Source organism: Pseudarthrobacter sulfonivorans (genome assembly GCF_001484605.1).
In the GTDB taxonomy this organism is placed as follows: domain Bacteria; phylum Actinomycetota; class Actinomycetes; order Actinomycetales; family Micrococcaceae; genus Arthrobacter; species Arthrobacter sulfonivorans_A.
In genome coordinates this window covers 4874378-4889229 of sequence record NZ_CP013747.1, presented here as the reverse complement: position 1 = coordinate 4889229, position 14852 = coordinate 4874378, and the positions used below count along the sequence as shown (strand labels likewise).

The following is a 14852-nucleotide window of genomic DNA, read 5'->3' as shown; positions in this document are numbered from 1 at the left end:
CCCGGAGGAGCTAGACCATCTGAGGGACGCCCCACTCCGGCCATGGTTCGTCGACTGGTGCCTGTTGCCGGCTCCAAGCCGGAAGGGGATCTTCAGGCCTGGCCGCACCAAGACATGGTTCAAGCTCGTCAGGTGGGAACAGGTCATGCGGCAGCTCGTCCGGGGCAGGATCGTCGAGCGGCCACTGCAGCCAGACCCACTCCGGCATGGGATCGACCGGGCGCTGACCTTCAACCCGTTCGCCCGGCAGGGAGTCTCCGGGCAGGGTAGGACCAAGTTCCCGGTGCCATAGTTGGTTCAGGATTTCGGGTGGCCAATCCGGTGGTTCCCAGTCCTGTTGTTCGCTGGCGTACTGACGGCCTGTCGGTGAAATCCAGCCGGGTGGCTTGTCGGTGGTCGCCCCAGTGGGTGTCCAGCCGCTGGTGTGTTTCAGCCTGTGGTGCTTGGGGCATGGCTGCCCGAGGTTAATGATGCCCGTGGTGCCGCCGCCGGCCCAGGCGAGGAGGTGGTCGGCCTCATTGTCCAGAGACTGGTTGCTGCAGCCAGGGAACGGGCATTTCCCGTCCCGCAGACGGAGCCATTGCCGCATGCTGACGGGGATGCGGTAGCTGGTCCGTCCGATCTCCAGCGGCGCCCCGTCGCGGGGATCAGTCAAGACACGGTGGAACGACGAGGAACTTTCGGCCATCAGACGGCTGGCCATCGACGCCGGGATGGGGCCTTACCCATCGAGCATTGCGGGTTCGTCGGTGAGGCCCATGAGGGCGAACACCGGCACGGTCACGAGCACCTGCGCCGACGGTGACGTCACGCGCTCCGCAGTGCCGCCAAGGAGCCACTTGGCGGCCACGTCGGCGCGGATTTGGCTCAGGTTCCGGTCCTCATGGGGTCCTTGGAGGGCGCGGGCCGCCGTGGTGGTGCGGTCCCAGATTCCGGCCGCCTGGTCCGCGGGGAGGTACGCGCTCAGCCAGGCCATGCCGTCCCGGTCCGGGGCGAACTCCAGCCGGCGGTCCAGGGCGCTTTTGGTGTGGCGTTTTTCGATGCTGTCCGGATGGTGGCGTTCGCGCCAGGTCCGGGCTTTGTGCCGGAACCTGGACGGCGCGAGTTCCCCCGCGGGGCAGCCCTGTGCAGGGTTGGGTACGTCGGGGTCCAGAAAGTGGGCTTCCAACGCGGCGGCGCCGGCGGGGTCCAAGTTCGCGGTTTCGTCGACCATGGCCCGGGCGTGCTGCCACGAAATGCTCCCGTCCTGCAGGGCGGCCAGCGTCAGCGGGAGGGTGGTTGTCAGTTCGTGGGCCTCGGACAGAAGCGCACCGGCCGTCCGTTCGCTGACCGTCAAGACGCACGCGACCTCGGAGACCACGGCCATGTCCTGCGCGATGAGGCCCTGTGGCAGCGAATTCAGGGAGGCCATCGCCCGCGTAGTGTCAGCGAACCCGGCGGCGGCGTGGACTACCAGGGCAGCCGCGGCAGCTTGCAGCCGGGCAGCCTCCGCGAGGGTGTCCAGCCAGCCGTCAGACTGATGCCGCAGCGGATCCTGTTCCCCTTGACCGGTGGGGCCTGCGCCAGGGATCACCAGAGCAAGCGCAGCGACAGAAGCCTTGATGGCCTCGAACGCCTCCACTGCGGTTGTCCTTGTCATACTCACATCATCTTGCGAGGGTCTGACATTTAAGGTCCCCTCTAGCCAGTGACGAGAAATACCTTGGGATAGTTTTTCGCGTGGGGCCTCAAGTGTCCGTTCGCGCAGCGTGCGGGCCTGGAACGGTGCCGCGCTGTGACACGCCGGCTGCTCAGTCAGCCGCCGTGAGGAACCGGCCGTTCCTGATCCGGGACGGGCCAAAAACGAGGGTCAGCGGGGCAATCGTCCGCGGCCGGTGATCCCGCGACAGGGGACGGCCGACGGCGACATGGGGCACCCAGTGCGGGTACCGGTAGCCCAGTGCCGGTGAGCTGAGGATGAAGTCGTCCACATTGTCCACGAGGAGCCGGTCCAGCAGATCATGCAGGCCCTGCACCAGAGACACCTGGTAGTCGTGCACGCGATCGGGCACGTCCACTTCGAGCCCGGAGATGCCGCCGTCACCCAGCACGATCACTTGTTCCGAGGTGCCCGCAAACCCGTCCAGAACGGGCAGGCCCTGCAACCAGCCCGTCGTGCGCCGGGCGGCTTCACCGGCCGAGGTGATCCCCTTGGTCCAGTCGGTGACGTCCTGCGCAAAATCCGCCAGGATGCCGATATGCAGCAGCGTCATGTGCAGCCCCTGCGGCCTGCGCAGGGCATTGACATAGCTGGCCAGCGCCTCGTAGTCGGACGGGCCCGCACCAACCGTGAGGACGGGAACCTCCACTGTGATGCGCGGAACCGGCTGCATGGGACCCCCTCACATTGGCACGGACTCTTGGGTTCTGGCTGCCATTATCCTCCGCTGCGGCCACCTCCTCCCGGCGCGTGCTCTTGCCCTTGCGCCCCCCAGGGTGTCGAATCAGAGAACACGATTCGGCCCGGTGCATGGCAAAGACGCCAGGAGGTTCCCATGTCAGTGAAAGCCGCAAAGGACGCAGCACGGACACCGGGGCGGGGAGGACCGGAGGTGCGCCGGGCTGATGCTCCGCACGGCATCGCGGCAACAGATCCGGAACAGGTACGCAACGTGGCGCTCGTGGGGCATTCGGGCGCCGGGAAGACCCTGCTGATCGAAGCAATGCTGGCCGCCCACGGCATGATTTCACGCAAAGGCTCCATCGCGGAGGGCACCACCGTCAGCGATTCCGACCCTTCGGCCGTGCGGCAGCAACGGTCGGTCACGCTGTCCCTGGTTCCGCTGCTCGTCGACGGGACCAAGGTGAACCTGCTGGATACTCCGGGGTATCCGGACTTTATCGGCGAACTTCGGGCGGGGCTCCGGGCTGCGGACGCCGCCCTCTTTGTTGTCTCCGCCGTTGACGGCATCGACGCCACCACTACGGCGCTCTGGGGCGAATGCGAAAGCCTCGGGATGCCGCGGGCTGTGGTCATCACCCGCCTGGACCACCCCCGGGCAGATTACGACGGCGTCCTGGCCGCCTGCCAGCAGGCGTTCGGCGACGCGGTGCTGCCGTTGTACGTCCCGGTCCGGTCCGGCGGCGAAACCAGCGGGCTGCTGGGACTACTGACGGGCAAAGTCTCTGACTACTCCGCCGGGGAGGCGGCCGCAGGTTCCCGGGACGTTGACGCCGGTGAGCGCGCGGCGTCGGAAGCCGCCCGGGGCCGGCTCATCGAAGGGATCATCGCCGAGAGCGAGGACGAGACCCTGATGGACCGCTATCTGGGTGGTGAGGACATCGATACCGATGTCCTCATCGCGGACCTGGAAACCGCCGTCGCCCGCGGTTCCTTTTTCCCGGTGGTGCCGGCCTCGGCTGTCACCGGCCTCGGCACGGCGGAACTGCTGGAAGTCCTGACCCGGGGCTTCCCGTCGCCGGTGGAGGGCGGCCTCCCGGAGGTGACTGACCTGGCGGGCGCTCCAGCGGCGGCCTTGGCCTGTGACCCGGACGGGCCGCTGGCGGCTGAGGTGGTCCGCACCACCATTGATCCGTTCCTGGGGAGGGTCTGCCTGACGCGTGTATTTTCAGGTACTTTACGTGCTGATACTCCCGTGCACGTCGGCGGGCACGGGCTCGCGGACCGCGGCCATCAGGACCATGACACCGACGAGCGCGTCACCCACCTGTATTCTCCGCTGGGCGCCACCCTGCGTCCTGTCGCGCACTGCGTGGCCGGTGACATATGCACGGTGGCGAAACTCGGAAGCGCCGAAACCGGGGACACCATTTCGGCGAAGGACCAGCCGCTCCTGCTGGCTACCTGGGAGATGCCGGAGCCGCTGATGCCGGTGGCCGTCGAGGCGGACTCGCGCAGTGACGAGGACGCGCTGGCCCGGAGTCTGGCGAAGGTGGCCGCCGGCGATCCCACGCTGCGGGTTGAGCGGAATGCGGAAACCCACCAGCTGATCCTCTGGTGCATGGGGGAGGCCCATGCCGAGGTGGTGCTGGACAGGCTGCGCGACCAGGGCGTGAAGCTGCACACCATTGACGTCGTGACGCCACTGCGGGAAACGTTCGCCGCCCCGGCAACAGGCCACGGCCGGCACGTCAAACAGTCCGGCGGCCACGGGCAGTATGCCGTCTGCGACATCGACGTGGAGCCGCTGGACCGTGGCGGCGGGTTCGAATTCGTCGACAAAACGGTGGGTGGGGTGATCCCCGGAACGTTCATCTCCTCCGTGGAGAAAGGGGTGCGTGCGCAGATGCAGAAAGGGCTGGCTGCCGGGTTCCCCGTGGTGGACCTCCGCGTCACGCTGGTGGGCGGCAAGGCCCACAGCGTTGACTCTTCCGACGCCGCCTTCCAGGCGGCGGGGGCCCTGGCGCTCCGGGAGGCTGCCGCGGCCGGTCGTATCCAGCTGCTCGAGCCGGTTTCCGCGGTCAGCATCACCGTGTCCGAGGCGCACGTGGGGGCCGTGATGAGTGACCTCTCAGCACGCCGCGGACGGCTCACCGGCACGGCCACCTCCGGTAGTGAGCTGACCGAAATCAGCGCGGAAGTCCCGGACCAGGAACTGCTGAAGTACGCTGTGGAGCTGCGGGCGCTGACTGCCGGGACCGGCCGGTTCCGGCGCCGGTACCTCCGGCATGACCCGGTGCCCAGCGGCTCATGAACGCCACGTCATGAACGCCACGTTATGAACGGATCGTCATGAACGCCGCCGCGCGGAAGATCCAGCGCATCTACCTCACCCTGACGCTGGGCAATACCCTTGCCGCCTCCTTCATCTGGGGCATCAACACCCTTTTTCTGTTGGATGCCGGGCTGAGCAACCTGGAAGCATTCGCGGCCAACGCCTTTTTCACGGCCGGCATGGTCCTGTTCGAAGTGCCTACCGGGGTCATCGCGGACGGTTGGGGACGCCGGGTCTCATTCCTGCTCGGCACGGTGACCCTGGCTGCCTCCACCTACCTGTACTACCTGCTCTGGCAGTTGTCCGCTCCCTTCTGGGCCTGGGCAGTGGTGTCGGTCCTGCTGGGCCTGGGCTTCACGTTCTTCTCCGGGGCCGTGGAGGCTTGGCTGGTGGATGCGTTGCGTTTCTCCGGCTACGACGGTGAGTTGGAGGCAGTGTTCGGGCGGGCATTGATGGTCTCTGGCATCGCGATGCTCGTCGGTTCGACGGCCGGCGGCGTGATTGCCCAGGTCACTGACCTCGGCGTGCCGTTCCTGTTGCGCGTTGGAGTGCTCCTGGCGATGTTCGGGGTGGCCTTTTGGCTGATGCGCGATGTGGGCTTCACTCCGGAACGTTCTCCCCATCCGCTCAAGGCGAGCCGGGACGTGCTGTCCGCCTCCATCGACAACGGCCTGAAAAACCCGCCCGTACGGTACATCATGCTCGCAGCGCCTTTCAGCGCCGGCGTCGGGATCTATGTTTTCTATGCTCTGCAGCCCTACCTGCTGGAGCTCTTCGGTGACCCGCGTGCCTACTCCGTCGCCGGCCTCGCGGCGGGCATTGTGGCCGGGGCCCAGGTGGTGGGCGGCTGGTTGGCGCCCATGGTCCGGCGCCTGGTCCGCAAACGCACCACGGTCCTGGTAGTGAGCAGCAGCATGGGCGCCTTGATCCTAGTGGCCCTCGGCATTACGCGTGTGTTTTGGGTGGCGTTGCTGCTGCTGGTGCTGTGGGCCCTGATCTCAGCGGCGGGCACTCCGGTGCGGCAGGCCTATTTGAACGACATGATTGCTTCAAAGCAGCGGGCAACGGTGCTCAGCTTCGATTCACTCATGGGATCCAGCGGTGGAATTGTGGTGCAGCCGCTGATGGGCCGGGCAGCGGACGTATACGGCTATCCGTTGTCGCTGGCTATCAGCGGTGTGATCGAGCTGTTCGCCGTGCCATTCCTGCTGGCGAGCCGGCGGCGGCGCTCGCCGGCCGACACCGCCACCACCGAGACCGACACAGCAACTACCGAAACCGGCACAACGGCCTGAGGCCATGGCTTCGGGCACAAAAAAGTTGAGCCTTGAGTGTCCCAACCCGGCGGAGTATCGTGGCGAAAACCCACCCTGCGCAACACCCTGACTTGGGAGAGATCATGCCTAGTGTGCGACGTCAATTGGCTGCTGTAACGGCTGTTCTGGCCTTGAGCGTGACGGGTGGGGCGGTGACCGGTCCCGCGTTTGCTGATCCCCGGGAAATCAAGAAGGAGGCGATGGCGACCGGGTACGGCGGGGCGGTGAGCACCGTGGACCCGGAGGCGTCCGCTGCGGCTATCGAGGTCCTGCGCGACGGCGGCAATGCGGCGGATGCCGCAGTCGCTGCGGCCGCGACCCTGGGTGTGACCGAGCCGTACAGCGCCGGCGTCGGCGGAGGCGGATACTTCGTGTTCTACGACGCGAAGACCGGCAAAGTGGGCACCATCGATGGCCGGGAAACGGCTCCGGCAACGATGCCGACCACCGCGTTCGTGAATCCGGCAACCGGCGTCCTCTATGCATTCGCCGAGCTCGTCTCGAGCGGCGTCTCCGTAGGCGTCCCCGGAACGCCGGCCACATGGGAACGGGCGCTGGAGCGTTGGGGCACGCTGGACCTTGACGAGGCCCTCGAACCTGCCATCAAGGTGGCCAACCGCGGCTTCGTGGTGGACGAAACCTTCCGCCAGCAGACACTCGACAACAAAGTCCGGTTCTCGGCCTTCCCCGCCACGGCGAGTCTATTCCTGCCCGGCGGTGACGCTCCCGCCGTCGGCAGTGTTTTCCACAGCAAGGACCTCGCCAAGACGTACCAGCTCCTCGCGAAGAAGGGAACAGATGCCTTCTACGGTGGTCCCCTCGCGGCGGAGATGGCGGCAACGGTGCATGCTCCGCCGAAGGACCCGAGCTGGGTACCTCCCGTCACCGATCCGCCCACCAGCATCCCTGCCCTTCCCGGCTACCTGACGACGGCGGATCTCGCCGCATACAGGACGCTGGACCAGGAGCCCACGCATGTGGAGTACCGCGGCTACGACGTTTACGGCATGGCGCCCTCCAGCAGCGGTGGCACAACAGTCGGCGAGGCGCTGAATATCCTGGAACCGTTCAACCTCGGTGAGATGCGTGAGCCTGACGGTAAGAATCCTGGCGCCCTGCACCACTACCTCGAAGCGACCGCGCTCGCCTTCGCGGACCGCGCCAAGTACCTGGGCGACCCGGCATTTGTCGACGTCCCCACCGAAGCGCTGACCAACCCGCTGTTTGGCAAGGAACGGGCGTGCGCAATCGACCCGAAGCATGCGGCGACACCGAAGCCCGTCGCCGCCGGTGATGTTTCCGGGTTCGACGGCGTCTGCACGGGTTCGCCTGCAGCAGCCGCAGACGAGAAGGACACCGAGAACATCTCCACGACCAACCTGACTGTCGCTGACAAGTGGGGCAACGTGGTGGAATACACTCTCACCATTGAGCAGACCGGCGGGTCCGGCATCGTGGTTCCCGGCCGCGGGTTCCTGCTTAACAACGAGCTCACCGACTTCTCCTATACGTCGACCAATCCGGAGGACCCGAACCGGATTGAGCCGGGGAAGCGTCCGCGCTCGTCGATGTCTCCCACCATCATCCTCAAGGACGAAAAGCCGTTCCTGGCGCTCGGTTCGCCCGGCGGATCGACCATTATCACTACGGTGCTGCAGACCATCCTCAACAGGGTGGACCTGGGTATGGGCATCCTGGACTCGCTCGCGGCCCCGCGGGCATCCCAGCGCAACACCCTCAATGTCACGGCCGAGCAGGGCTTCATCGACCAACACGGGGAGTCGTTGGCATCATACGGTCATACCCTGGTACTAGCCGGTGACGCTTTCACCTCGGCTGCAGAAATTGGCGCCGCGACAGCCATCGAGTTTGGACCCGGCAAGAGCATGACCGCGGTTGCCGAGCCCCTGCGGCGCGGCGGCGGTTCGGCGATGGTGGTCAAACCGTCGCCGTGAGCCAGGATGCCGGGGTCGGCCGCAAGAGGGCGGTGGACCGGGTTACTGTCCCATCCCGGGCCGGACGGGGACAAACTCGATAGTGGTCTGCACCTTTTTCTGCGGACCACGGGAAAAACCCTTGGCATCAAGCTGGTTCTGGGCGCGGAACACCGCGAGGGCGTCGTCGTAGATCTCGTTGAGCCGGCGGCCGGAGAACTCCTCCTGGGAGCCGTCGCTAAACATGACAGTCACGGTGGCACTGGCGGGAAAGTGCCTCTTCATGCGGATGAAGCCTTCGGAGTCCTGCTGGAGGTTGATCAAGGGAAGTCCTGCTTTCATGGTCGATGACCTCCAGTCTGACCTATCCAGGCCCACCTGCGCTGACGGCGGTGGGGGATTGCGGCGACAATGGACGGGTGATAACGCCACCCGACTCCGCCGCCGTCCCCGCCGGCATCTCTGGTACCGCCACCTTTGATCTGGCGGCCATCGGCACGGGTCTGGCCTTTGCTGAGTCGCTCGCGGAGTTGTCCACTGTGCTGCGCGCCGGCGGTGCGGCGGGTACGGCAGTGGTGCAGGCGCCGCCCGGCACCGGCAAAACAACGCTGGTCCCGCCGCTGCTCGCCAACCTCTCCGCGCCTGCAGGAAACGCCCGGCGCGTGGTCGTCACACAGCCCCGGCGGGTCGCGGCGCGTGCCGCCGCCCGGCGACTGGCCGCATTGGACGGCAGCCGGATCGGAGACCGCGTGGGGTACACCGTCCGCGGTGAACGCCAGGCCGGGCCCGCCACCCTGGTGGAGTTTGTCACACCGGGGATCCTGCTGCGGCGCCTGCTCGATGATCCCGGCCTGGAAAGCACGGGCGCGGTCATCCTGGACGAGGTCCATGAACGCGGCCTCGAAACCGACCTGCTGCTGGGGATGCTCACCGAAGTGCGGCAGCTCCGCGGCGACCTCACGCTGGTGGCCATGTCCGCCACACTGGACGCGCCCCGCTTCGCCGCCCTGATCGGGGGCGCAGCCGCGAATGCAGGGACCGGACAGCCAGGGACAGCGGACGACGGCGGAGAGCCGGCTCCCGTCGTCGACTGCCCCTCAGCGCTGTACCCCCTGGCAGTGGAGTGGGTACCCGCCGCCGTCGCGCGGTTGGATGACCGTGGGGTCACGCGCGGATTCCTCGACCACGTGGCCGATGCAGCCGCGCAGGCCCATACCGCCGCGGTGGGTCAGGACGCGCGCACCGATGCGCTGGTCTTTGTCCCGGGAGCCTGGGAGGTCTCCTATGTGGCTGCCCGCCTCCGCGGTCGGGCTGCTCCCGGAACTGAGGTGTTGGAGCTCCACGGCCAGGTCAGCCCAGCCGAACAGGACCAGGCCGTTTCGGGGCGCCGGCCGGGCGGCCCGGCCCGGATCATCGTGTCCACGGATCTGGCCGAGTCATCCCTGACCGTACCCGGCGTGCGCCTGGTCATCGATTCCGGGCTGACCCGCGAACCCCGCCGTGATGCCAGCCGCGGCATGTCCGGACTGGTCACTGTTTCCTGCTCCCGGGCATCAGCGGAGCAGCGCGCCGGCCGGGCCGCGCGGCAGGGCCCGGGCCGGGTGGTGCGCTGCTACGACCAGAGGACCTATGGTGCCGCGCCGGCTCATGTGACACCAGAGATCGCGGTCGCGGACCTGACCGGTGCCGCGCTGGTCCTGGCCTGCTGGGGATCACCGGGCGGCACCGGGCTGTCGCTGCCGGATGCACCCCCCGCGGCAGCCATGGGCGAGGCGATAGAGGTGCTGCGCGAACTCGGAGCCTTGGCCCGCGACGGGCACGCCACCGCGCTGGGGCGGACGCTGGCCAGGGTCCCGTCCGATCCCCGGCTGGCCCGCGCCCTGCTCGACGGCGCAGCGGCCGTAGGTCACCGCGCCGCAGCGGAAGCAGTGGCACTCGTGGCGGGGGACCAGCGGGCCCCGGCGGCCGACCTCACGCGGCTGTTGACCGCACTGCGCACCGGGAAGGACCCCGCCGCCCGGCGCTGGGCGGAGGACGTCCGTCGGCTGGAGACCATTGCGCGGAAGGAGGCCGCCGCCGTCGGCCCGTCAGCCATCGCCTCCCTGGCCAGTACCGCGCCGGTGACTGCGGCGGAGGCTGTTGGCGTCGTCGTCGCCCTGGCATTCCCGGACCGCGTGGCCCGGCGTGTCCCGGGCGATGGTCCGGCGCGGTACCTGCTGTCGTCCGGCACGCGCGCTGGGTTGCCGGCGGGCAGTCCGCTGACCGGGCAGGAGTGGCTGGCCGTGGCGGAAGTCTCCCGTGCCGCCGGCCGGGACTCCGCCGGCACCGGCGCGGTGATCCGGTCCGCCGCGCCGCTGAGCGCCGATATTGCCGAGGCGGCCGCCGGGCAGCTCCTGACCGACACGGTGGAAGCGCAGTTCAGCCAGGGCCGCGTGAAGGCCAGGCGGGAACGCCGGCTGGGTGCCATCAGCCTGTCCTCCACCCCCGTCCGCCCCTCCGCCGAGGACGGACGTGCCGCCGTGGCCCGCGCCCTCGCCAAGGAGGGGCTGGGAACCATCGGATGGTCGACGGCGGCCGACGTGTTGCGCCGCCGCCTCGCCTTGCTGCGCCGCGAACTTGGCGAGCCGTGGCCCGACGTTTCCGAACCGGCCCTGCTGGCCCGGCTGGACTCCTGGCTGGCACCCGAGCTTGAGGCACTGGCCGGCGGTGCCGCCACCAACAGCATCGACCTCACCGAGCCCTTGCGGCGGCTGCTGCCCTGGCCGGAGGCGGTCCGCCTGGCAGTGCTGGCACCGGAGGCACTGAAAGTACCGAGCGGATCGATGGTACGGATCGACTACCCCGAGGTTTCGGACAAAGCGGCGCCAGGCGGTGCCGGGTCAGATGGTGCCGCGTCCGACCAGGCAGAACCCGGGCAGGAAGCACTTGGGCAGGCACGCGCGCACGACGGCGGCCGGCCGGTTGTTGCGGTCAAGCTGCAGGAGTGCTTTGGCTGGGCTGAGACGCCGCGGCTGGTGGACGGCAGGGTTCCTGTCCTCTTCCATCTGCTGTCGCCCGCGCGGCGGCCGCTCGCCGTGACGGACGACCTGGCATCGTTCTGGTCCGGGCCGTACGCGCAGGTGCGGTCCGAGATGCGTGGCCGCTACCCCAGGCATCCCTGGCCGGAGGATCCCTGGACGGCACTGCCGACGGCCCGGACCAAAGCTCGCATGTAGCGCCGGCCCGCCGGCGGCCTTTCTTTCGCTGGTTGCACAGGTGAGATGTCCGATACGTCCCCGAAACGTTGCGTCGACCCGCTGAAACATCGTGCAGTTAGGCTCGTTCCTACTTGGACAACGTGGTCCAGACCACCACACGAAGGGACACACATAATGTTGCTTTTGAGTAGCCTGAACTTCCTCTTTGACGCCGGCCACGGAGAGGGTAGCCGCCCGCACAATGGCGGGATCGGGAAGACCGATTTCCCCACCGGCCGGCTGACCTCCACCGCCTGGGAAGGCTGGTGGCACGAGGACGCTGCGTAACCGGGCCGTTACGGCTGGCCGGATGGGTTAGCCGCGGCTCCGCATGAACTTGGCCACCTTCGGCGCCAGCGACGCTCCGATCTCTGCAGCGTCGCGTTTCTTTCCTGCGACGGCGAAGGAATGGTCACCGCCGGCGATCCAGTCCAGGACAGCGGACGGACCGATCCGGGAGACCACACCCTCCAGCAGATCCGGCGTCGCAAAGGTGTCGCGCGTGCCCTGCAGGAACAACATGGGGAGCGTGAGCCCGTAGAGGTGCTCGTCGCGGAGTTTTTCAGGCTTTCCGGGCGGGTGGAGGGGATAGCCGAGGTAGACGAGTCCGGCACTGTCCATTCCCTCGGCAACTGCCATGGACGCCATCCGGCCGCCAAACGATTTGCCGGCAGCCCACACCGGTCCGGTATCACCGTGCTCGGTTCCTCGCCGCATTGCTTCATGCATGGCGGCGCGCCAGGCGGCGATGGCTGCCGGCGGTCGGTCCGGGAATTTTCGGCCGGCCTCGCGGTAGGGGAAGTTGAAGCGCAACGTGGCAACGCCGTCGTCGTTCAGTCCACGGGTGAAACCGCTCATGAACGGGTGCTCCATACCGGCGCCTGCCCCGTGCGCCAGCACCAGGGTGGCGAAGGGGCTGTCCGGGCGGGCGTAAACGCCGGAGACCTCAACGTCGCCGACGGGAAAGGTGATTGGGGATTCAGCTACGGCCATAGGTCCATGATGCCGGATCACCGGCAGCCCTGGGTGCCGAGGTGCTGACGCCACGCGTGGCGCAGGGTAGGTTGTCCCCATGGCGAGCGAACAGACCACCCTCACTGTCCCGGGACCGCACGGCGAGCGCGAGATGCGCGTTTCCAGCCCCAGCAGGGTGCTCTGGCCGGATCTCGGTCTGACCAAGCTGGACCTCGCACGCTACATGGTGGATGTGGGGGAGGCGTTCATTGCCGCGAACGGTGACCGGCCGGTGGCGCTGCAGAGGTACTCGGACAATGTCGAGGGGGACCAGTTCTTTTCGAAGAACCCGCCCAAGGGAACACCTGACTTCATCCGCTCAGTGAATGTGACGTTTCCGAGCGCACGCTCGCACCCCATGCTGGTCCTGGACGAACCCGCCGCGGCCGTATGGGCCGTGCAGATGAATACAGTGGTGTTCCACCCGTGGCCGTCCCATACAGCGAACACCGATAACCCGGACCAGCTGCGCATCGACCTTGACCCGCAGCCGGGCACAGACTTCGACGACGCCGTCCCGGCTGCCCTGGCGCTGAAGGAGGTGCTGGCGGAGGCCGGGCTGGACACGTTCATCAAGACATCGGGGAACCGCGGCTTGCACGTCTACGCTCCCATCGAGCCCAACCACGAATTCCTGGACGTCCGCCACGCGGTGATCGCTGCGGCCCGCGAGCTGGAGCGGCGGATGCCGGACAAGGTCACCACGGCCTGGTGGAAGGAGGAACGCGGCGTGAAGGTGTTCCTGGACTTCAACCAGGCGAACCGGGACCGGACCATCGCCGGCGCGTACAGCCCCCGTGCGCTGGCCCATGCGCCGGTCTCGTGCCCCATCAGCTGGGACGAACTGGGCAGCGCGGATCCCAAGGACTTCACCATCCTGACGGTCCCCGAACGGCTCAGGACCAAAGGCGATCCCTGGGCGGACATGAAGGCGCATCCGGGCACCATTGACATGCTGTTGGGCTGGTGGGAGCGGGACCTCAAGGCCGGCCTCGGCGAACTGCCGTTCCCGCCGGACTACCCGAAGATGCCCGGTGAGCCCCCGCGGGTGCAGCCGAGCCGGGCCCGCAAACAGGACTGAGTCCGTTCGAGCCGGTTACTCGAACCGGGACGGGTCGCCGGTGCCGCGACGCACCACCTCGGCCACTCCGCTGGAATAGTCGATCACCGTGGTGGGCTCTGCCCCGCAGTCGCCGGAATCGATGACCGCGTCCACCTCGTGTTCAAGCCGTTCCTTGATTTCCCAGCCCTGGGTCAGCGGGTCTTCCTCGTCCGGGAGCAGCAGGGTGCTGGAGAGGAGGGGCTCGCCGAGTTCGGCCAGCAGCGCCTGGACCACGCGGTTGTCCGGGATGCGCACGCCCACGGTCTTTTTCTTCGGGTGCAGCAGCCGGCGCGGCACTTCCTTGGTGGCAGGCAGGATAAACGTGTAGCTTCCCGGCGTGACGGCTTTGATCGCGCGGAAGACGTCGTTGCCGATGTTCACGAACTGGCCCAGCTGCGCGAAGTCCTTGCACACCAGCGTGAAGTGGTGCTTGTCGTCGAGCTTGCGGATATTCCGGATCCGGTCCAGCGCATCCTTGTTGCCCAGCTGGGCCCCGAGGGCGTAGCAGGAGTCCGTGGGGTAGGCGATCAGCCCGCCGTCGAGCACGATCTTCACGGCCTGCGTGATGGCGCGGGGCTGGGGATCCTGGGGATGAACATCAAAGTATCTGGCCATGCTCCTGAGCCTACGACAATTGCCGCCCTGGCCAGAAGACAGGCACGGCCCAGTAGACAGGCACGGCGCCGTGCGTGCAACGCCGAGGGAGGATAGGTTCAGGGCCTATGCGTTCAGTCAGCAGGGTGAGTCATGTGCGGGGCGAACGAAAGGTGGCAGCATGCCGGTGTGGCTTCAGGCGTTGATGTGGGGAACCGTGGCCGGTGCCGCCCTGGTGCTGGGGGCCGCCGCGTCGTGGAAATGGGCCATTCCGTCCAAACTAGTCTCCTCGATCATGTCCTTTGGGGCGGGCGTGCTGATTTCGGCACTGGCGTTCGAGCTCGTCGCTGAGGCGGTTGATGGTGGGGGCCTGTGGCCCACCGTGACCGGATTCCTGGCCGGCTCCGTGGTCTACGTCGGCGCGAACATGCTCCTGACCCGGGCCGGCGCCAAACACCGCAAACGCTCAGGCGGCCAGCAACCGTCGGAGCAGGACAGCCCGGGCAGCGGCACGGCCATCGCCTTCGGCGCCCTCCTCGACGGGATCCCGGAGTCGATAGTGCTCGGCGTCGGACTCATCACCGCGGGATCGGTCAGTCCGGCCATGCTTGCGGCTGTGTTCATCTCCAATGTTCCCGAGGGTCTTTCCGGAACTGCCGGGATGAAAAAGGCAGGCCGCAGTACCGGCTACATTTTTGGGGTGTGGGGCGGCATCGCCGTGATGTGCGGGCTCGCCTCACTGCTCGGATACGTGGCGCTGGAGAACGCTCCGGACGCCGTCATCGCCTTCATTACCGCGATCGCGGCGGGCGGAATCCTGGCGATGCTCGCCGACACCATGATCCCCGAGGCATTCGAAGAGCACCACAACCTCACGGGACTGACCGCGTCCGTCGGGTTCCTGACGGCCTTCACCGTCCACCAGCTCGGTGGGTGACGTC

The 14852-nt window shown here is 67.5% G+C and carries 11 protein-coding genes and 1 pseudogene; 7 read left to right on the top strand and 5 right to left on the bottom strand.

The window, feature by feature from the left end:
- Positions 1-10 precede the first annotated feature (10 nt).
- Positions 11-1639: pseudogene (locus AU252_RS22240) on the bottom strand (DUF222 domain-containing protein).
- 151 nt (positions 1640-1790) lie between these two features.
- Positions 1791-2372, bottom strand: a complete 582-nt coding sequence (locus tag AU252_RS22235) for a hypothetical protein (protein WP_058932559.1) — start codon at positions 2370-2372, stop codon at positions 1791-1793.
- A gap of 162 nt (positions 2373-2534) precedes the next feature.
- Between AU252_RS22235 and AU252_RS22230 the strand changes: the two genes are divergently transcribed.
- From AU252_RS22230 to AU252_RS22220, 3 genes are all read left to right on the top strand, one after another.
- Positions 2535-4694 (top strand): elongation factor G-like protein EF-G2, encoded by a 2160-nt coding sequence (locus AU252_RS22230; RefSeq protein ID WP_058932558.1) that lies wholly within the window; start codon positions 2535-2537, stop codon positions 4692-4694.
- A gap of 38 nt (positions 4695-4732) precedes the next feature.
- Positions 4733-6010, top strand: a complete 1278-nt coding sequence (locus tag AU252_RS22225) for an MFS transporter (protein ID WP_058932557.1) — start codon at positions 4733-4735, stop codon at positions 6008-6010.
- 104 nt (positions 6011-6114) lie between these two features.
- On the top strand, positions 6115-7986 hold the full coding sequence (locus AU252_RS22220; RefSeq protein WP_058932556.1) for a gamma-glutamyltransferase family protein: 1872 nt from the start codon (positions 6115-6117) through the stop codon (positions 7984-7986).
- Between the two features lie 42 nt (positions 7987-8028).
- Here AU252_RS22220 and AU252_RS22215 read toward each other — a convergent pair whose 3' ends face one another.
- Complete coding sequence (locus AU252_RS22215) at positions 8029-8289, bottom strand: hypothetical protein (protein WP_058933108.1); 261 nt, start codon at positions 8287-8289, stop codon at positions 8029-8031.
- 95 nt (positions 8290-8384) lie between these two features.
- On the opposite strand from AU252_RS22215, the gene AU252_RS22210 reads away from it, so the two are divergent.
- Both AU252_RS22210 and AU252_RS24225 read left to right on the top strand, forming a co-directional pair.
- The gene (locus tag AU252_RS22210) at positions 8385-11180 is read left to right on the top strand and encodes an ATP-dependent RNA helicase (RefSeq protein ID WP_240484254.1); all 2796 of its coding nucleotides are present in this window, start codon (positions 8385-8387) and stop codon (positions 11178-11180) included.
- Between the two features lie 165 nt (positions 11181-11345).
- On the top strand, positions 11346-11489 hold the full coding sequence (locus AU252_RS24225; protein ID WP_167349810.1) for a hypothetical protein: 144 nt from the start codon (positions 11346-11348) through the stop codon (positions 11487-11489).
- A 27-nt stretch (positions 11490-11516) separates the two neighbouring features.
- Here AU252_RS24225 and AU252_RS22205 read toward each other — a convergent pair whose 3' ends face one another.
- Positions 11517-12194 (bottom strand): alpha/beta hydrolase family protein, encoded by a 678-nt coding sequence (locus AU252_RS22205; RefSeq protein ID WP_058932555.1) that lies wholly within the window; start codon positions 12192-12194, stop codon positions 11517-11519.
- A gap of 79 nt (positions 12195-12273) precedes the next feature.
- Here AU252_RS22205 and ligD point away from each other — a divergent pair, with 79 nt between their 5' ends.
- Positions 12274-13296, top strand: a complete 1023-nt coding sequence (ligD, locus tag AU252_RS22200; protein WP_058932554.1) for a non-homologous end-joining DNA ligase — start codon at positions 12274-12276, stop codon at positions 13294-13296.
- A gap of 15 nt (positions 13297-13311) precedes the next feature.
- Here the strand turns inward: ligD and AU252_RS22195 are convergent, their stop codons facing one another.
- Entirely contained in the window at positions 13312-13932 is a 621-nt protein-coding gene (locus AU252_RS22195; RefSeq protein ID WP_058932553.1) for an L-threonylcarbamoyladenylate synthase, read from the bottom strand.
- 160 nt (positions 13933-14092) lie between these two features.
- Between AU252_RS22195 and AU252_RS22190 the strand changes: the two genes are divergently transcribed.
- Positions 14093-14848 (top strand): ZIP family metal transporter, encoded by a 756-nt coding sequence (locus tag AU252_RS22190; RefSeq protein ID WP_058932552.1) that lies wholly within the window; start codon positions 14093-14095, stop codon positions 14846-14848.
- Positions 14849-14852: the final 4 nt, after the last annotated feature.

Coding starts and splice junctions, on each gene's coding strand:
- AU252_RS22190 (WP_058932552.1), top strand. CDS start 14,093: ATGCCGGTGTGGCTTCAGGCGTTGATGTGGGGAACCGTGGCCGGTGCC.
- AU252_RS22205 (WP_058932555.1), bottom strand. CDS start 12,194: ATGGCCGTAGCTGAATCCCCAATCACCTTTCCCGTCGGCGACGTTGAG.
- AU252_RS22220 (WP_058932556.1), top strand. CDS start 6,115: ATGCCTAGTGTGCGACGTCAATTGGCTGCTGTAACGGCTGTTCTGGCC.
- AU252_RS22195 (WP_058932553.1), bottom strand. CDS start 13,932: ATGGCCAGATACTTTGATGTTCATCCCCAGGATCCCCAGCCCCGCGCC.
- AU252_RS22225 (WP_058932557.1), top strand. CDS start 4,733: ATGAACGCCGCCGCGCGGAAGATCCAGCGCATCTACCTCACCCTGACG.
- AU252_RS22230 (WP_058932558.1), top strand. CDS start 2,535: ATGTCAGTGAAAGCCGCAAAGGACGCAGCACGGACACCGGGGCGGGGA.
- ligD (WP_058932554.1), top strand. CDS start 12,274: ATGGCGAGCGAACAGACCACCCTCACTGTCCCGGGACCGCACGGCGAG.
- AU252_RS22235 (WP_058932559.1), bottom strand. CDS start 2,372: ATGCAGCCGGTTCCGCGCATCACAGTGGAGGTTCCCGTCCTCACGGTT.